The sequence below is a fragment of the Actinocrispum sp. NPDC049592 genome, from assembly GCF_040675465.1.
Taxonomy (GTDB): Bacteria; Actinomycetota; Actinomycetes; order Mycobacteriales; family Pseudonocardiaceae; genus Kibdelosporangium.
Map to the genome: position 1 here is coordinate 92251 of NZ_JBFAPA010000022.1, position 17209 is coordinate 109459.

At 66.8% G+C, this 17209-nt stretch carries 14 protein-coding genes and 2 tRNA genes; 11 read left to right on the forward strand and 5 right to left on the reverse strand.

Going from position 1 to position 17209, the window contains the following annotated elements; genetic code table 11:
• Positions 1–59 precede the first annotated feature (59 nt).
• From AB0J95_RS41980 to AB0J95_RS42000, 5 genes are read left to right on the forward strand one after another with little or no spacing between them, the layout of a single operon-like run.
• Complete coding sequence (locus tag AB0J95_RS41980) at positions 60–1826, forward strand: CoA transferase (protein ID WP_364770879.1); 1767 nt, start codon at positions 60–62, stop codon at positions 1824–1826.
• On the forward strand, positions 1823–3484 hold the full coding sequence (locus tag AB0J95_RS41985) for a class I adenylate-forming enzyme family protein (RefSeq protein WP_364770881.1): 1662 nt from the start codon (positions 1823–1825) through the stop codon (positions 3482–3484). Before AB0J95_RS41980 ends, AB0J95_RS41985 begins: the two co-directional genes overlap by 4 nt.
• The gene (locus AB0J95_RS41990; protein ID WP_364770883.1) at positions 3481–4734 is read left to right on the forward strand and encodes an acyl-CoA dehydrogenase family protein; all 1254 of its coding nucleotides are present in this window, start codon (positions 3481–3483) and stop codon (positions 4732–4734) included. The genes AB0J95_RS41985 and AB0J95_RS41990 overlap by 4 nt, the downstream gene beginning before the upstream one ends.
• A 28-nt stretch (positions 4735–4762) precedes the next feature.
• Positions 4763–5737 carry an isocyanide synthase family protein gene (locus AB0J95_RS41995; protein WP_364770885.1) on the forward strand — a complete coding sequence of 325 codons (975 nt, stop codon included), beginning with the start codon at positions 4763–4765 and terminating at the stop codon, positions 5735–5737.
• Positions 5734–6597 (forward strand): TauD/TfdA family dioxygenase, encoded by an 864-nt coding sequence (locus tag AB0J95_RS42000; protein WP_364770887.1) that lies wholly within the window; start codon positions 5734–5736, stop codon positions 6595–6597. Before AB0J95_RS41995 ends, AB0J95_RS42000 begins: the two co-directional genes overlap by 4 nt.
• A gap of 35 nt (positions 6598–6632) precedes the next feature.
• Here AB0J95_RS42000 and AB0J95_RS42005 read toward each other — a convergent pair whose 3' ends face one another.
• The gene (locus AB0J95_RS42005; protein ID WP_364770889.1) at positions 6633–7733 is read right to left on the reverse strand and encodes a hypothetical protein; all 1101 of its coding nucleotides are present in this window, start codon (positions 7731–7733) and stop codon (positions 6633–6635) included.
• Complete coding sequence (locus tag AB0J95_RS42010; protein ID WP_364770891.1) at positions 7730–9208, reverse strand: MFS transporter; 1479 nt, start codon at positions 9206–9208, stop codon at positions 7730–7732. Before AB0J95_RS42010 ends, AB0J95_RS42005 begins: the two co-directional genes overlap by 4 nt.
• An 80-nt stretch (positions 9209–9288) precedes the next feature.
• Between AB0J95_RS42010 and AB0J95_RS42015 the strand changes: the two genes are divergently transcribed.
• The 4 genes from AB0J95_RS42015 (at position 9289) to AB0J95_RS42030 (ending at position 12634) form a co-directional block, all read left to right on the forward strand.
• Positions 9289–9936 (forward strand): helix-turn-helix domain-containing protein, encoded by a 648-nt coding sequence (locus AB0J95_RS42015; RefSeq protein ID WP_364770893.1) that lies wholly within the window; start codon positions 9289–9291, stop codon positions 9934–9936.
• 337 nt (positions 9937–10273) lie between these two features.
• A complete protein-coding gene (locus AB0J95_RS42020; RefSeq protein ID WP_364770895.1) occupies positions 10274–10903 on the forward strand; it encodes an FmdE family protein in 630 nt (209 codons plus the stop codon).
• 134 nt (positions 10904–11037) lie between these two features.
• Entirely contained in the window at positions 11038–12063 is a 1026-nt protein-coding gene (locus tag AB0J95_RS42025; protein WP_364770897.1) for a HoxN/HupN/NixA family nickel/cobalt transporter, read from the forward strand.
• Between the two features lie 256 nt (positions 12064–12319).
• Entirely contained in the window at positions 12320–12634 is a 315-nt protein-coding gene (locus tag AB0J95_RS42030) for a tyrosine-type recombinase/integrase (protein ID WP_364770899.1), read from the forward strand.
• A 55-nt stretch (positions 12635–12689) separates the two neighbouring features.
• Here AB0J95_RS42030 and AB0J95_RS42035 read toward each other — a convergent pair.
• Positions 12690–12762 (reverse strand) — tRNA-Lys (locus tag AB0J95_RS42035).
• 200 nt (positions 12763–12962) lie between these two features.
• On the opposite strand from AB0J95_RS42035, the gene AB0J95_RS42040 reads away from it, so the two are divergent.
• Positions 12963–14168 (forward strand): Ig-like domain-containing protein, encoded by a 1206-nt coding sequence (locus tag AB0J95_RS42040; RefSeq protein WP_364770901.1) that lies wholly within the window; start codon positions 12963–12965, stop codon positions 14166–14168.
• A 674-nt stretch (positions 14169–14842) separates the two neighbouring features.
• Here AB0J95_RS42040 and AB0J95_RS42045 read toward each other — a convergent pair.
• Positions 14843–14918, reverse strand: a tRNA-His gene (locus tag AB0J95_RS42045).
• A gap of 64 nt (positions 14919–14982) precedes the next feature.
• On the reverse strand, positions 14983–15588 hold the full coding sequence (orn, locus tag AB0J95_RS42050) for an oligoribonuclease (RefSeq protein WP_364770903.1): 606 nt from the start codon (positions 15586–15588) through the stop codon (positions 14983–14985).
• Positions 15589–15675: 87 nt separating this feature from the next.
• Between orn and AB0J95_RS42055 the strand changes: the two genes are divergently transcribed.
• Positions 15676–17178, forward strand: coding sequence for a helicase HerA-like domain-containing protein (locus AB0J95_RS42055; protein WP_364770905.1), 1503 nt, complete (start codon positions 15676–15678; stop codon positions 17176–17178).
• Positions 17179–17209 lie beyond the last annotated feature (31 nt).

The following is a 17209-nucleotide window of genomic DNA, read 5'->3' on the forward strand; positions in this document are numbered from 1 at the left end:
CATCCTTTGATATATCTTCGACCGAAGTCGGTCAGCCGTTTCAGGTGCTCGGCAGACATATGCGTTATCTCGGAGCGGAGCTCGCCGCTGATCGCGAACCCGGCTGGCATCTGCGCGGGCGCGGCGGGAACCAGGATTTGGATGTCGGGTGTGAGATCAATTGGTCCTCGTGCGTCGCCTCGCCGATCACCGATGAGGCGACCGTGCAGGCTGCTTGCGGCTTGATGGCCGTGCACGGCCGTCAATTCGGGGGCCCGCGGCTGCTTCCTTTGGGCTACGCGTCCGTCGCGGCGGGTGTGATCGCCGCTCAAGGTGTGCTGGCGGCGATTCTGGGGCAGTTGCGCGGCATCCCAGCCGGACATGTGCACACGACCGTCGCACAGGCCGCCCTGCTCACCGTTGGCCAGTATCTGGCGGCCGAAACCGCGCCCCACGACCAGGAACTCGACCGTGTGGCGGCGGACCGGCCGGGGCCGCCGTTCCGATCCTCGGACGGTGTGTGGTTTGAGATCGAGGCACTGGACAGTGCGCCGTGGCAACGGTTCTGGCAGGCCATGGGCGTCGAACAGCCGGTGCTGGGCCGCGCGTGGCGGACGTTCCTGACCCGATATGCCACCGCGATGTGCCCGCTGCCCACCGTTCTGCACGAGGCCACCACACAGCGCACGTTCGACGAGACAGTGACCCTGGCGCAGAGCGCCGGCATGGCGATCTGCCGGGTTCGCTCGCCCCTTGAGCGCAGAGCGGACATCGACGGGCTGGCGGGGGAGTACGTCCCGCCGCCGTGGATCCTGGCCCCTTCGACGCCTGCGGGAATCACCTTGGCGCCGGGTACGGGCCTGCCGCTGGACGGGCTGACGGTCGTCGAGTCGACCCGCCGGGTACAGGGCCCGCTTGCCGCCAACCTGCTGCGGATGCTCGGCGCCAAGGTGGTGCGCATCGAACAGCCCGGCGGTGACCCGCTACGGCAGATGCCCCCGGTGTGCGGCGGGGTTTCGGCGCGGTTCGACGCGCTGAACCGGGACAAGACCGTCGTCGAGGTCGACCTGAAGTCGGCCGCCGGCCGGGACGAGGTGCTCGATCTCGTCCGGTCGGCCGACGTGTTCCTGCACAACTGGGCGCCGGGCAAGGCCGGGCAGTTCGGTCTGGACGAAGAAGACCTCCGCGCTGTGGCACCGGGGATCGTGTACGGGTACGCCTCGGGCTGGGGCGATCATCCACCGGCCGGGAACCCGCCGGGCACCGACTTCATGGTGCAGGCGCACTCCGGCCTGTCGTCGGTCATCGGGACCGCCGGTGCGCCGCGGACCTCGCTGATGACGCTGGTCGACGTGATGGGCGGCCTGATCACCACCGAGGGCATCGTCGCCGGGCTGCTCGGGGTGGCCCAGTCCGGCCGTGGTGTCCGGGTCGACACGTCGTTGATGCGCGCGGCGTCGGTCATCGAATACGCCCACCTCGAGGACAACCGCCGTGGCGCAGTTCGGGGGTGTTCACAGGCCCCGGAGTCCTTCGGATGCGACATCTTGACCACGGCCGCGGGCGTGCTCGCGGTGTCCGCGGGGACAGCGACGCACACCGACCGGCTGAAGCAGCTGCTGGGCCTTGCCCCGGACAGTGACCTCGCCCTGATCCGGGAAAGCCTGGAGGACGTTTGCCGCAGTGCCGAGGCCGCCGCACTGCAGGAGAAGCTGTCATCCGCCGGAATCCCGTCACACGTCGTCTGCGAGGACCTCGCCGACATCCCGCGGAACCCCGAACTGGCTGCCTGTCTGGAACAGCGTGAGTGCGCTTTCGCCGGTACGCCTTGGAGGTTCGAGTCATGACCCGGACTGCGATCTTCCGCGACCTCGTGCCCGCGCGGTTACGCCGCCAGTGGGCCACGGATGGTACATACCAGAACCTGACGTTGTACCAACGGTTCCTCGCTCATGTCGCCCCGCATCCCGCCCAGGAAGCGGTGATCGACGACGATGGGACCACGTCCTACTGGGAACTCGCGGGCGCGGCGGAAGGATGTGCGGCCGGGCTCTTGGCGAACGGAGTCACCGCCGGTGATGTCGTCGCGATCAATCTGGCCAACGGCTGGCGCGCGTGTGCGGTCGATCTCGCCTGCGCGGCGATCGGAGCGATCGCCCTGCCGTATCCCGTCGGTCGCGGCCGCGATGAGACGCTCGCGATGCTGCGGCGGTCGGGTGCGGTGTGCCTGATCGCCGAACGAGTCTGGAACGACGCCCGGTACGACCACCTGATCGCGGACCTCAAGGACGACCTTCCCGAGCTGCGCCGGACGTTCTTCCACAATCCCGGCCGTGGCAACGATCTCGACCGGCTGATGGCCACCGCCCGCGCGGCGGACCTGCTCGCCGGTGTCACGCCGCCACACCCGGACGCCCCGGCGAGAATCCTGGTGTCGTCCGGATCCGAGGCCGAGCCCAAGATGGTTCTCTACTCGCACAACGCGCTCGCGGACGGCCGGGGCCGGTTCATCAATGCCCTGCACAGCGGCACCAGGCCGATGCGCAGTCTCTACCTCGTCCCGCTGGCGTCGTCCTTCGGGTCCACCGCAACCGCGTGCACCCTGGCGAAGATGGGCGGGACCGTGTTGGTGCGGCCCAAGTTCGAGGCGGCGGCCGCCTTGCGGATCATCGACGAGCACCGGCCCACTCACGTGCTCGGTGTTCCCACGACGTTCCAGAAGATGATGGTCATGCCGGAGATGCACCGGACCGACACGTCGTCGCTGATCGCCGTGGTGTGCGGCGGCGCACGCATCGACGCCGACACCGTGGAGGAGGTCCGGCGCACGTTCGGCTGCGCATTCGTGAACCTCTACGGCTCCGCCGACGGGGTCAACAGCCACACCGCTCTGGACGATCCGCCTGACATCGTGAAGTCCACAGTGGGCCGTCCCGATCCCTTGGTGAACACCATCCGGATCCTGGACCCGAACGGCGAGGACTGCCCGGTGGGCACCGAGGGCGAAGTGTGGTCACGCGGCCCGATGAGTCCACTGTGCTACGTCAACGCCCCAGAACTCGATGAGACGTACCGGAATGCCGACGGCTGGGTGCACACCGGCGATCGTGGCAGCTTCGGCGAGGACGGCCGGTTACGGATCTCGGGCCGGGGCAAGGAGATCATCATCAGGGGCGGCCAGAACATCAGCCCCACCGAGATCGAGCTCCAGTTGCGCGGCGCACCTGGCGTCCTGCACGCGGTGTGCGTCGGTGTCGCCGACAAGCTGTTCGGTGAACGGGTTTGTGCGTGCATCGTGCCGGCCGACCTGGCTCATCCGCCGTCGTTGAAGGAACTTTGCACATTCCTCACCACACAGCGCGGGCTGGAGACCTTCAAGCTGCCCGAGTTTCTGCTGGTGCTGGCGGAACTGCCGATGAGCCCGGCGGGCAAGGTCGACAAGAACGCGTTGCGCCGCTTCGCGGCCGAGTCGCGGGCACTGGAAAGCAGGGAGCGCACGGTATGACCATCGTCCACCCGCGAACAGGAGACCAGCCGATGTCCGTCCTGACCGAGGTCGGCGGAGACCCGCGGACCAGTGAGATCGTCTCGCGTGTCCGGTCGTTCATCGACGAGTACGTCATTCCTGCCGAGCCCGCGCTCTACGCGGGCGGCGAGGCTGCCCGGCCGATCATGGCGGAGCTGCAGCACCGCGCGAAGTCCGAAGGGCTGTGGGCGTTTCCGCATCCGGTGGAGATCGGCGGTCAAGGTATGCCGCTGACTCAGTACGTCGAGGTCGCCGAGGTCGTGGGCCGTTCGGAGTTCGGCGGTACAGCTTTGGGCGCGGACACGCTGCTCGACGCGTTGATGCTGCACCGGCATGGCACGCGGCACGCCCGTGACCGCTACCTCAAGGGTGTCGTCGACGGGCAGTTCGTGCCTAGCTATGCGATGACCGAGCCCGGCGAGGCAGGGTCGGACCCAAGCCGGATCCGCACCCGGGCGGTGCGGGACGGAGGACGCTGGACGATCACCGGCCGGAAATGGTTCACCTCGCGAGCCGGGGAAGCCGCCTACACGGCCGTGCTGTGCCGCACGGATCCGGCTGCCGTGACCAACAACGCGGCGTTCACCATGTTCGTCGTGCCGACCGATTCGCCCGGCTATGAACTGGTTCGTGCCCTGCCAATTCTGGGACACCACAGTGGACAATGGGAAGTCGGGTACAACGACGTCAAGGTGGACGACGAGGCTGTCCTCGGCGAATGTGGTCACGGCTATGACATCGTCCGGGAACGGCTCGCACTTGGCCGGGTGCTGCGGTGCATGCACTGGATCGGGCAGGCCCAACGAGCGCTGGACCTGATGTGCCACCGGCTGTGCTCCCGCATCGCGTTCAACACTCCCCTGGCGCACAAGCAGCTGCTGCAACAGCACGTATTCGATACCTACATGGACATCTCCGCCGGACAGGCTCTGGTGCGGCGTGCGGTGGCGGCCTTGGAAGCCGGTGATACCAGCATCCATGGCCGGGTCGCCATCAGCGCGGCCAAAGTCGGTGCCTCACGGGCTTTTCACGGTGCGGCCGATCGAGCCGTTCAGGTGTTCGGCGCCGAAGGGCTGACCGATGACACGCCGTTGTCATACATGTTCCGGCATGCCCGGGCGACCCGGATCTACGACGGACCTGACGAGATCCACATCGGACTGGTCGGCAAGCTGCTGATCGAGGACCACCAGCAAGGCCACGACCGGAGGCTCGCCGGCCTGGCTTGACCACATATCCATCAACTGAGGGGGTTCTGTGACCGGTCACGACGAAGTGGCGTCCGACGTTCTCGATATCGTACTGCCGTTCCGGCGGATGATTTCCGCGGAGCGGCAGTGTGACCCGTTCACGTGTGCGGCCTGCCGGGCGCCGCATCTGAGCCGGATCCGCGAGCAGATCCGGGAAGGAACGCCGGTCTGTTTTGTGTTACCCGGCTTCCCAGGGAAGTCGCCCAACCTGGACAAGGTGCTGGGGCCGGTGCCGGATCGCGCCGAGGAGGTGGCGCTCGCTTTCCTGGACGGCCTCTGCCGGAAGGTGGCGTCGGTCTACCCGCCCGGCGCACGCATCGTGATCTGCTCGGACGGGCGGGTGTTCGGCGACCAGGTGGGCATCCCGGACGAGGACATCACCCTGTACCAGGCCGAACTGCGGTCGATGATCAGCAGGCTGGGCGCCGGGCACCTGGATCTGTTCAACCTGGACAACCTGTACGGCGGCATGTCGCACGACGACATGCGACGCAGGCTCGACGACAAGTACGGCGGGGACCTCGCGCGGCTGCGCGCGGATGTGGCCGGCGGTGGACCGGAATTGGCGCTGTACCGCGGTATCACCAGGTTCCTCTTTGAGGACGCGGGCGGACCCACACGAGCACAAGGACGTGCGGCGCTGCAACGCGACTGCCGCCGGCGCGCTTATCAGGTCATTCTGCGCAGCCATGCGTGGAGCGCTGTGGTGGGTGACGTCTTTCCTTACGCGGTGAGGCTTTCCATTCACCCTCAGCCCTGTGGCTCGGCCAAGCTCGGGATCCGGCTGGTGGAGGCCGAGGACAACTGGCTCACGCCTTGGCATGGCGTGGCGGTCAGCCGAAATGGCGGGTACACGCTGATGAAACGCGTGGAGGCCGAGAAAGACCATGACACCCGACTGTGCTTCCGCTCCGCCCGGCCCTACGAGTACGTCCTCGCTGGGCGTGAGCCGCACGCATCCGATGTGGAGGTATCGCGATGAGTTCCAACCAGACCGAGCAGATGAAGGGCATTCCCGAGGTGGTGATGGAACCGGTCGAACCGTTCGGTCTGCTCATCACCTCGAATGTGCCCGGTGCGGACATCGGCCGTCCGCTGGTCGATCTGCTGCCCGGCCTCGCACGCAACGAGAAGATCGTTGTGCTGCGCGGATTCCGGTCGTTCCCGGACGCGGTGGACTTCGACGCCTTCGCCCGCCGGCTCGGCAAGCCGATGGAGTGGCCGTTCGGCACCGTGCTGGAGTTGGTGGAGCACGAGGATCCGGCGGACAGCGTGTTCTCCAACGGTTTCCTGCCGTTCCACTGGGACGGCATGTACGTCTCGCACATTCCGGAGTTCCAGGTGTTCTCGTGTGTCGAGGCACCGGGAGGTGACGACGGCGGGCGGACGGTGTTCGCCGACACGACCGCCATTCTCGACGGCGCGGGTGAGCGGGAACGCGACCTGTGGTCCAAGATCACCATCACCTACACGATCCGGCAGGCCGCCCACTACGGCGGACGTGCGAAGTCGCCGCTCGTTGTCCCCCACCCGGCTGAGGGGTATCCGACCATCCGGTTCAACGAGCCCATGCCGAAGGACGAGGACGTCGTCAACCGGTCCGAACTGACCATTGAGGGCGTGGAACCCGAGGATGCGAACCATGCACTGGCCCACCTGCAGGCCGCCCTGTACGACCCTCGCTACAACTACCGGCACGCGTGGCAGGAGGGGGACGTGGTGATCGCCAACAACTACGCGCTCCTGCACACCCGCGAGCGGTACCGCTCCCACGCCCCGCGCCACCTGCGCCGGATCCACATCCTGGGAGATCCGCCGTTCCGTAACCCCGCGGTCGCCTGACCCGGAACTCCGCAGGCGCCCGAAACCATCTGCGGTCAGATGGCTTCGGGCGCCAGCCTGCCGGTCGCGATCATCAACGCCTGCACCAGGAAGTAGTCGCCCCAGATCAGCTCGTGGTGGGGAGCCACCCCGGCGACCGGCGTATAGCTGCCGTTCAGCAGCATGCCGCCGGGACGTGTGCCGTTCGGCGTCGTGACATGGGGAAGCAGTGCCTCGAGGTGGTCCAGAGCCCGTGCGGCATACGGCGACTGCCCGCCGGACAGCTCATGGATCTTGAAGAGGGCCACCGCGGCCATCGCGGCCGCGGATGTGTCCGGCACGTCAGGCTCGTGGTGCAGGTGCCATCGAGGCAGGCCCGCTCCGGGCATGTGCTGTGCCAGCCAGCGGTCGGCGCGGTGCCGGGCTTGGGGGAGATACTCGTCGCCCAGCCAGGTAGCAGCCGCGGCGGCGGCCAGCATGGCCCAGGCATGCCCTCTCGCCCAGCCGGCACCCATGTTCGTGTGGGCCGGATCCGGCTGCCATGCCTCTTGCACGGTGAACGTCGATGCCGGGATCACCTGCCCCGCGGCGTCCACCGAGATCAGCGACAGCGTCGCGAAGTTGCGGTGCGCCATCAGGGTCAGGGCGTCGTTGGAGCGATACCCGCCGGCCCAGCTGAGCAACGCTGTCGAGGCAGCGACAGCGTCGATGGACGCCCGCGGCCGCGGCGATGGACGCAGAGCGCTTCCCTCAGGCAACAGGCCGAGGGCGGGATCGAAGGCCCCGGCCAGCCGCTCGGCGCCCTGCAAGGCGACCTCGGCTGCGGCTGGTACCCCGGTGAGCAAGTACCCGGCCGCGGCGCCGTGCCAGAACGTCATGGCCCGGGTGACCGTCTTCTCCTCAAGCTTGGCGCACAGCCGATAGGTCCACATGGTCGCGACATCGGCGTGCGCCGGAGCTTCGGTGCAGACTGCCCGAAGCCACAACAGACCGACCCAGAAGCCCGCGGTCCACGAGCCGCGGCGAGTGGTCGCCCACACCCCGGACCTCGGATCGGCGTAGAGCGGATAACGGTCCTCGCACGTGGCCAGGGTGTGGTCGATCCGGCCGATCGAGTGCCGCAGGGCCACTTCGTAGCGATGTGCCTCCTGGCTCATGTCTGGTCACCGGCGGGGATGTCTTCGCGAGCCGCGGTTCGCGGCGCGCCCGTCAGCTCGGGATCCGTCGGCAGGGGAGTTAGGATCGTGACCGCGATCAGCAGTCCCAGGACAGCGAACCCAGCAGCGCCAAGGAATCCGATCGCGTAGCCGGAGTTCAGCGCGGCGGCGGTCGACGGGTCGGCGGCACTGTTGGTACGCAGCACCGCCAGCACAGTTAGGAGGGTGACACCTACGCTGCTTCCGATGCGCTGTGTGGTGTTCACAGTGCCGGACACGATGCCCGTGTCGGTCGACCGCACGGATTTGACCGCGGGCAGCGTCGAACCCACGAAGATGGCGGGCAGACCGACCGCGAACACCAATGCATACGGCAGCACGTCGATCGCGTACTCGCCATCGGTCGGCGCGAAGCCCAACCCGCCCAGACCCACGACCAGCAGGGCGAAGCCCGCGGCCAGCACCATCCGGGGACCAAGTCTCGCCAGCGCCCACGGCACGACCGCCCGGGAGACCGCGACGTTCATCAACGCGATGGGCAGCACGGCGAAACCCGCCGCGATCGGCGAGTAGTGCAGGACGTCTTGAAAGTACAGCGACAGGAACACGAACGCCGGTACATGCGCGGCGCCGACCATGAAGTTGGCGGCTGCGGACCCGGTCACGTTGCGGATCCGGAACAACCGCAACGGAAGCAGCGGATTGGCCACCCGCCGCTCGATGGCCGCGAACGCGACGAGCAGTCCGACAGCGACGACGAGCGCACCGGTGACCAGCGGGTCCCAACCTTCCTGCGGAACCACGCTCAGCACGTAGACCAGCAGAATCAAGCCGCCGGTACCAGTGATCGCGCCCCAGACATCCAACGTGCGGGTGACCGTGGTGTCGACGACGCGGTGCTGCTCGTCGGCCGGAAGGTATCTGCCGCTGAAGGCGAGGGCCACGATCCCGATCGGCACGTTGACCAGGAAGATCCACGGCCAGCCGACCTCCTGGGTGAGGATGCCCCCCAGGGCCACACCTGACGCCGCACCGGCCGCGCCCATCGCACTCCACACGCCGAATGCGCGCTGATAGGCACGAGGTTCGGTGAATACCGAGGTCAGCAGGGCGAGTTCGGCCGGGACGACCAGCGCGGCACCGACGCCCTGCAGGGCTCGGGCGAGGATCAGCAGCCATGCCCAGGGCGCCAGGCCCGCCAGCAGCGACGCGACCGTGAAGATGGTCAGGCCGATGCGGAACACCCGCCTGCGGCCCAAGATGTCGCTGGCTCGGCCGCCGACCAGCTGGAATCCGCCGAACGTGAGCTGGTAGGCGTTGACGACCCATGCCAGCCCTGCCTCGCCGAGCGCGAGCGTGGCGGCCATCGACGGCAGCGCCACGTTGACGATCGACACGTCCAGGAACACGACGAGTTCGACAGCAGTGAGCAACAACAAGGCCATCCGCAGCCCTGTCAGAGGTCCACGAGCCATTGCGGCATCTCCTCCCCCGATGTGATCCACATCAGCGAACTAGAGTCTAACTCTAGTTAGATGGCGAGTACAGTGCTCCCATGACGCGAGACACCGCAGGCCCGGTCAAGACCCGCAGTGAGAAGGCGCGGGAGACTCGTTTGCGCATGTTGGAGGCTGCCAAGCAGCTGTTCGGTCAGAGCGGGTACGCGAGCACCAAGATCGAGGCGATCGCGCGTGAGGCCGGTGTCGCTGTACAGACGATATATTTCACGTTCGGCAACAAGCGGGCGATCCTCAAGGAGCTGCTCGACCTCGCCGTCGCGGGGGATGCCGAGCCGATCCCGACGCTGGAACGCCCCTGGGTGAGGGAGGCGCTCACGGCCGCGCCGGATGAGCAGCTGCGGATCCAGGTCGCCGCGTCCCGGGAAATCTATGGACGGGTGGCGCCTGTGCTGGAGATTGTCCGCGGTGCGGCGGCCGCTGACCCCGAGGTGGCCGAGCTGTGGCGGATCAACCGGGACCAACGCCATACCGTGCAGGCGCACTTGGTCACCGCGCTCGCCGCGAAAGGCGCGTTGCGGGAGACGCTCACGCTGACGCGCGCCATCGACATCGCCTACAGTCTGCTGAGTCCGGAGATCTACCAGCTGCTGGTGTTCGAGCGGGGCTGGCCGGCGCAGGAGTGGGAGGCGTTCACGTTGCGTGCGCTGATCTGCGAGTTGCTTGAGCCTGGGACGGGCAAATAACTAGAGCGCAACTCTAGTCAAACATGGGATGATCGAGGCGGCCGTTCCGGGCGGAGCGCCGGTGTACTCGCTTGAGTTGAAATACAGTATGGCGGATGTTGGCCTCCTGGCGAAGCTGATCCATAGCTAGCTCATGAGCTGAAAAGCCTTTAGTTTCCCCGAATTTGGGCGATGCCTGGTGCCTTCAACGGGCTTGCCTGTCGATGCACCTTGACAGGATCTGGCTAGCTTGCAACTCTAGTGACTGTCTCTTTGGGGTGTACACGAGCGGGCTGTCCATTCGAATCACCAGGTTCCCGCGTCTGGCATGGGGTCTGGGGTCTTACTGGGAGGACCTATGGAGTACGAGCAGGAGTACGGGTCACTGATGGAGTCACATGGGCACTCGTGCCCGGAGCTTGCGCTGGGACTTCGGATGGCCGTCGCCGTTCGCTACCACTTGCCGAACGCCTCGTCGGCCGCTGTGCGCGGACTGGCCGAAAGCGTCGGCTGCCTCGTGGACGGCATCCAGTCGGCGACCGGCGCCACGGTCGGCAGTGGCCGGCTCGTCCTGGAGAACAACGGCAAGCTCGCCGCGACCTTCTGGGTTCCGCAAGGCGGGCACGGCCTGCGGCTGCAGGCGAAACCGGGCGGGGCAGCCTTTCCGGAACAGGCCATCTGGGACGACGTCGAGTCGCTGCGCGCCGGACAGGACCTGGACGACTCGGCGCAGGACCGGATGGGCAAGGTGGTGGCCGCCATTCTGGACGCCGAACCGCAGGATCTCCTTGTCTTCGAGGAGGTTGCGGCTCCCCAACCGGAAGCGCTGCGGATCGGCCGGTTCGACAACTGCATGGACTGCAACGAGCCGACCTGGTATGTGCGGTTGTTCAACCACAATGGACACAAGATGTGCGGGCCGTGTCATCTGGCCTCGCACGGCGGTCACCTGCCGGCCGTCCACCCGAAGGACCCGGTCCTGGACTAGCGGGTGCCGTTGGCCCGCAAGACAAAACGCATGGGGGGTTGCCAATGGCGACCGACGTCCAGTCAGACCTAACCACGACGTCGTCACCACAACGCTTGGCACTGACCAGAAAAGAGTGGCGAAGCCTGGCCGGCATGGGCGGCTTCATCCTGGCACTGCATGTCATTGGCTGGGGAATCCTGCTGCTCGTCGCGTCCGAGCACTACATGGTGGGCACGAGCGTGTTCGGGATCGGCACCGGCGTCGCCGCCTACACGTTGGGCATGCGGCACGCGTTCGACGCCGATCACATCGCCGCCATCGACAACACGACCCGTAAGTTCATGGCCGAGAACAAGCGCCCGTTGTCCGTCGGCTTCTGGTTCTCGCTCGGGCACTCGTCCGTGGTGCTCATCCTGACGGTGTTGCTCGCGCTCGGAGTCCGTTCGCTCGGCACGGAACTGCTCGACGACGACTCCACACTGCACTCCACCGGCGGACTGATCGGCACCGCCGTATCCGGTTCCTTCCTTTACCTCATCGGCATTTTCAACCTGGTGATCCTGGTCGGGATCGTGAAGGTGTTCGGCGGGATGCGCCGTGGCCGGTTCAACGAGCTGGAACTGGAGGAGCACCTGAACAACCGCGGCCTGCTGAACCGGTTGCTGCGCAAGGTGATGCGCTCGGTCAGCAAGCCGTGGCGGATGTACCCGATCGGTCTGCTGTTCGGGCTGGGATTCGATACCGTCACCGAGGTCGGCCTGCTCGTGCTCGCGGGCACCGGCGTCGCGGCCGGGTTGCCGTGGTACGCGATCCTCTCGCTGCCGATCCTGTTCGCCGCGGGCATGAGCCTGCTCGACACGATCGACGGCACGTTCATGAACTTCGCCTACGGCTGGGCGTTTTCCAACCCGGTCCGCAAGGTCTACTACAACATCATCATCACCGGTCTGTCCGTGGTGGTCGCCCTGTTCATCGGCACGGTCGAGCTGCTGGCGATCGCCGCGTCCCGGTTCGGCCTCACCGGCGGATTCTGGGATTGGGTGTCCGAAGTGGACCTCAACAGCATCGGGATCGGCATCGCGGTGATGTTCGTGGTCACCTGGCTGGTCGCGGTCGTGGTGTGGAAGGCCGCCCGGATCGAACAACGCTGGACGCCCCGTCAACCCCCAGACGGCTAGGCAGTCCACTCCCAAGCCGACGACGCCCACCAGCGTCGCCGGCTGTTCCGCTGTCAGCGGCGGGCCAACGGCAAGGGAACTGCGGTTGTGACGTCTGTGCGGCGAGCCGGTACAACCGGTCGATGAGGTCTTTCCGTGCCTCACGATCCAGGACTTCGTGAGGCCGTCCACGATCACCAGCCAAGAGTTGTCCTTGGATAGAAGCGCGTCGAGCTGCTCCACCGGCGGACCATCCCGCCGGTGATGTGGCTCAACAGTGTTTCCATCAACCACTCCGGCACGTATGCAACTCGGTCGCAGACACCCACAACGGCACTTCACCGCATCACCATGGCAACTGCGAGTACGACCGCGGCGGCCGCCGCCGATCCGGCTGCATGACCTGCGTCACGGTGCGGCGACGTTGGAGCTGGCTGCTGGTGTGGACATGAAGATGGTGCAGGAGATGCTGCGGCATTCGTCCATCACTGTGACGAGCGACATGTACACCAACTTGTTGCCTGAAGTCGCGCGTGCTGCGGCCGACACGCGATGGACACGCACGCGTCCACTGTGGACGGTGCACATGTGAGCGGTGAATACCAAAAAGGGCAGGTCGACTTTGATGTCAACCTGCCCTTTGGAGGTGCGCCGCCAGGGACTCGAACCCCGAACCCGCTGGTTAAGAGCCAGCTGCTCTGCCAGTTGAGCTAGCGGCGCTTGCTTGCTCGCTTTGGTCTGTCCTGCGAACGAGGTAAACCCTAGCATGGGGTCTCCAGCGATTAAAAATCGGACCCCCGGGTGATCGACTGTCGCAGCTAGAGGGCACAATCGCGGGTGAGGGCACACTGGGGCGGGGACTGACTTGGAAGTGCCTGATCTACGACGAGGTCGGGCTGGTGGCGATGGGCGGGGCATTGATGCGACGGGTGTGGGCGGGTGTCGCCGCCGGTGTGGTGATGGTGCTTGCGGCTGCGTGCTCCTCTGGTGAGCCGCAGGCGCAGTCCCCGCAGAGCTCCGCGCCGGGCAGCGCCAGCAGCAGCGCCGGGCCGACGTCCGCCGCGCCGGTGAAGCCGGTGGCGCTGGCCGTCACGCCGGCGGACAAGGCCGGGAACGTGGCGCCGGGCGACACGGTGACTGTGACGGCCACCGACGGCAAGCTCACCCAGGTGCAGGTCACGAACCCGGACGGCAAGCCGGTCGCGGGCGCGCTGACGCCGGACGGCAGCAAGTGGGAGTCCACCGAGGCGCTGGGCTACAGCAAGACGTACACCGTGAACGCCATCGGTCAGGGCACCGACGGCAAGCCGGCGACGAGCACCTCGACGTTCAGCACGGTCAAGCCGGGCCGTCAGGTGTCGGTGTCGATCAACCCGACCGACGGGGCGACGGTGGGGGTGGGCCAGCCGCTCGCGTTCTACTTCTCGTCGAACATCGCGGACAAGGCGGCGGCGGAGAAGGCCATCAAGGTCACCACCGAGCCGAAGACCGAGGGCGCGTTCTACTGGTTCCGCGACAACGAGGTGCACTGGCGGCCCAAGGAGTACTGGAAGTCCGGCACCAAGATCACCATCGACGCGGCGGTGTACGGCAAGTCGCTGGGCGCGAACGTGTTCGGCAAGGAGGACCGCCGCGCCACGGTGACGATCGGCAAGAAGATCGTGTCCGTCGCGGACGGCGCCACCCACCAGATGACCGTCAGCGTCGACGACCAGGTCGTGAAGACGCTGCCGATCTCCATGGGCAAGAAGGCCCACGAGACCCCCAACGGCACGTACGTCGTGATGACCGAGCAGCAGAACTACACAATGGACTCCGGCACCTACGGCGTCCCCGCCGACGCCCCGGGCGGCTACCGCACCAAGGTCGCGGTCGCCAGCCGCCTGTCGAACAGCGGCATCTTCTACCACTCGGCCCCATGGTCGGTGCGCCAGCAGGGCAACAGCAACGTCAGCCACGGCTGCATCAACATGTCGACCGAGAACTCCCGCTGGATGCAGGAAATCGGCAACCGCGGTGACATCTTCATCGTCCAGAACAGCGGCGGAAAGCCCCTGCAGGCCTGGGACGGCCTCGGCGACTGGCAGATCCCCTGGGACGAATGGCTCAAGGGCGGCGACAAGTAAACAAATAAGCCTCCACGAAAACGGGCGCCCGGCCACCGGCCAGGCGCCCGTTTTCGTGTTCAAGGACTTGGTCCTGCACAGGCCCCTTTTCGAGGCGAGTTGCCGATTCTGGGAAACCGCACACTGCGCCCAGACGTCCAATGGCCACAGAGCTCGCGAAGGGCGGATCCCGCCGCAGGGCTCGACAGGCCGTCGTCAGCCGACCACGACGTCCGCAAGATCGACGACCAGGCAATGACGGCAGAACCATCCCCTGAACCAAGGGCAGGCGAACTGATGGCCGCGATCCAGCACGCGTCATACCAGGACTGGTGGCGGGTATACGGCGACGTCTACGAAGCCCTCCCCGAACGCCCCGTCCTCGCCTGCCCGAACTGCGGCCACAAAACACTCCGCTGGGCGAGCCATGGGAAACCCCTCTCCCGGACTACACCCTCATCCACCCAAACCCCACCGAAGAACCGACGAAAACACCATCGACATCGACTTCTAACCCCACCCAAAGCCCCGCACAAAAACTGGGGCAAGGGGGCGCAGCCCCCAATCCGCGGCGCAGCCGCCCACGCTGGAACGCAACCACCGTAACGTGGGGGGTATGGGGGGCTCGGCCCCCCAAAATAATGACGAACCCCAGGACCCGCGAAGCCGCGACAGCGGCGAGCAGGGTCCCCTACTGGGGTGAGTGACGGGACTCGAACCCGCGACTTCCTGGACCACAACCAGGTGCTCTACCAACTGAGCTACACCCACCATACTCTCTCGTTGAGAGCGACCTTAGCTTAGCGTGCCGGTGTCGTCGTCTGAAATTCAGGGGTCAGGTGTCCGCGTTGAGGACGCGTTCGGCGGCTGCTCGGGCCTCTTCGGAGGTGGGGCCGGGTTGGGGGACGAACGCGGTGCTGCGGTAGTACTCGAGCTCTTTGATGGATTCGCGGATGTCCGCCAGGGCTCGGTGGGCGAGGCCTTTGCCGGGCTGTGCGTAGTAGATGCGGGGGTACCAGCGGCGGCAGAGTTCCTTGATCGAGGAGACGTCCACCATCCGGTAGTGGAGGTGGTTGTCGAGGTCTTTCATGTCGCGGGCGATGAAGCCGCGGTCGGTGGCGATGGAGTTGCCGGCCAGGGGCGCGGTGCGGGCTTCGGGGACGTAGGCGCGCACGTAGTCGAGGACCATCTGCTCGGCTTCGGCCACTGTCACCGTGGATCGGCGGACTTCTTCGGTCAGGCCGGAGCGGGCGTGCATTTCGCGGACGACCTCGGGCATCGCGGCCAGGATGTCGTCTGCGGCGTGGATGACTACGTCGACGCCTTCTCCGAGGACGTTCAGCTCCGCGTCGGTCACCAGGGCGGCGATCTCGATCAGGGCGTCGTTCTCCAGATCGAGCCCGGTCATCTCGCAGTCGATCCACACCAGATGGGCGTTCACCTGCACCACCCTAGCCCGAGGACGGTCCCGGATCGGTGATCCGGCTTCGAGCTGCGCGGTTCGTGTCTCGGTTCTACGGTTCGTTCCATGACTGCCGCGCGGGAGATCGCTGACGGGTACGTGACTTCGGGCCGTGCCGTGGAGCTCGGCACGGTGGTGGTGGATGGGCAGGTCGACGCGTCGGCGGCGATCCGGCTGCCGCTGGCGACGTTGAACCGGCATGGCCTGGTGGCCGGGGCGACGGGGACCGGGAAGACCAAGACGTTGCAGCTGATCGCGGAGCAGTTGTCGGCGGCGGGGGTGCCGGTGCTGCTCGCGGACATCAAAGGTGACCTGTCGGGCCTGGCCAGGGCGGGGGAGACGAACGACAAGATCACCACTAGAGCCTCTGAGACCGGCGACGACTGGCAGGCGACCGCGTTCCCGGTGCAGTCGTTGTCGCTCGGCACGGGCGGTCCCGGGGTTCCGGTGCGGGCGACGATCACGAGTTTCGGGCCGATCTTGTTGTCCAAGGTGCTGGGGTTGAACGACACCCAGGAGTCGACGCTCGGGCTGATCTTCCACTGGGCCGACGAGCGTGGGCTGGCGTTGCTGGACACCAAGGACCTGCGCGCGGTCATCACGCACCTGACCAGCGACGAGGGCAAGGAGGACCTCAAGGGTCTCGGTGGTGTGTCGGCGGCGACGGCGGGTGTGATCTTGCGCTCACTGTCCAATCTGGAGGCGCAGGGCGGGGACGAGTTCTTCGGCGAGCCGGAGCTGGAGGTCGCCGATCTGCTGCGGACCGGGCAGGTGTCGTTGCTGGAGGTCGGCGACCTGCAGAACAAGCCGGCGCTGTTCTCGACGTTCCTGATGTGGCTGCTCGCCGAGCTGTTCCACGAGCTGCCCGAGGCGGGCGACCTGGACGCGCCCAAGCTGGTGTTCGTGCTCGACGAGGCGCACCTGCTGTTCAAGGACGCGTCGAAGGCGTTCCACGAGCAGATCGAGCAGACCGTGAAGCTGATCCGGTCGAAGGGCGTGGGTGTGTTCTTCTGCACTCAGCTGCCCACCGACATCCCCAACGCCGTGCTGTCCCAGCTCGGCGCGCGCATCCAGCACGCCCTGCGCGCGTTCACGCCGGACGACCAGAAGGCCTTGTCCCAGACGGTGAAGACCTACCCGACCACACCCCACTACGAACTCGGCAAGGCCCTCACCTCCCTCGGCATCGGCGAAGCCATCGTCACAGTCCTCAGCGAACGCGGCGCGCCGACCCCCGTCGCGTGGACGCGGCTGCGGGCGCCGCGGTCGATGATGGGCACGATCGGCACCGACGCGATCCGTGAGGCCGCGAACTCCAGTGAGCTGCACGGGAAGTACGCCGAGACCATCGACCGTGAGAGCGCCTACGAGAAGCTCACCGCGAAGGTCGCCGCGCCGCCTCCCGCTGAGGAGCAGGCTCCCGCTCCGGCTCCGGGGAAGGAGGAGCCCGGTGCGCTGGAGAAGGTGCTGAGCAGCGCTCCGGTCAAGTCGTTCCTGCGGTCGGCCGCGACGGCGCTGGGACGCGAGATCACCCGCGGTCTGTTCGGCACCGCCCGCAAACGCCGTTGAGCCCCGCTTCGGCCGGCAAGGTACGGGCGGT

Excerpts from the sequence above, each read along its gene's own strand:
- AB0J95_RS42025 (WP_364770897.1), top strand. The coding sequence starts at position 11,038 with ATGGGCGGCTTCATCCTGGCACTGCATGTCATTGGCTGGGGAATCCTG.
- AB0J95_RS42020 (WP_364770895.1), top strand. The coding sequence starts at position 10,274 with ATGGAGTACGAGCAGGAGTACGGGTCACTGATGGAGTCACATGGGCAC.
- AB0J95_RS41985 (WP_364770881.1), top strand. The coding sequence starts at position 1,823 with ATGACCCGGACTGCGATCTTCCGCGACCTCGTGCCCGCGCGGTTACGC.
- AB0J95_RS41980 (WP_364770879.1), top strand. The coding sequence starts at position 60 with ATGCGTTATCTCGGAGCGGAGCTCGCCGCTGATCGCGAACCCGGCTGG.
- AB0J95_RS42015 (WP_364770893.1), top strand. The coding sequence starts at position 9,289 with ATGACGCGAGACACCGCAGGCCCGGTCAAGACCCGCAGTGAGAAGGCG.
- AB0J95_RS41990 (WP_364770883.1), top strand. The coding sequence starts at position 3,481 with ATGACCATCGTCCACCCGCGAACAGGAGACCAGCCGATGTCCGTCCTG.
- AB0J95_RS42000 (WP_364770887.1), top strand. The coding sequence starts at position 5,734 with ATGAGTTCCAACCAGACCGAGCAGATGAAGGGCATTCCCGAGGTGGTG.
- AB0J95_RS42040 (WP_364770901.1), top strand. The coding sequence starts at position 12,963 with ATGCGACGGGTGTGGGCGGGTGTCGCCGCCGGTGTGGTGATGGTGCTT.
- AB0J95_RS42010 (WP_364770891.1), bottom strand. The coding sequence starts at position 9,208 with ATGGCTCGTGGACCTCTGACAGGGCTGCGGATGGCCTTGTTGTTGCTC.
- AB0J95_RS42005 (WP_364770889.1), bottom strand. The coding sequence starts at position 7,733 with ATGAGCCAGGAGGCACATCGCTACGAAGTGGCCCTGCGGCACTCGATC.
- AB0J95_RS42055 (WP_364770905.1), top strand. The coding sequence starts at position 15,676 with ATGACTGCCGCGCGGGAGATCGCTGACGGGTACGTGACTTCGGGCCGT.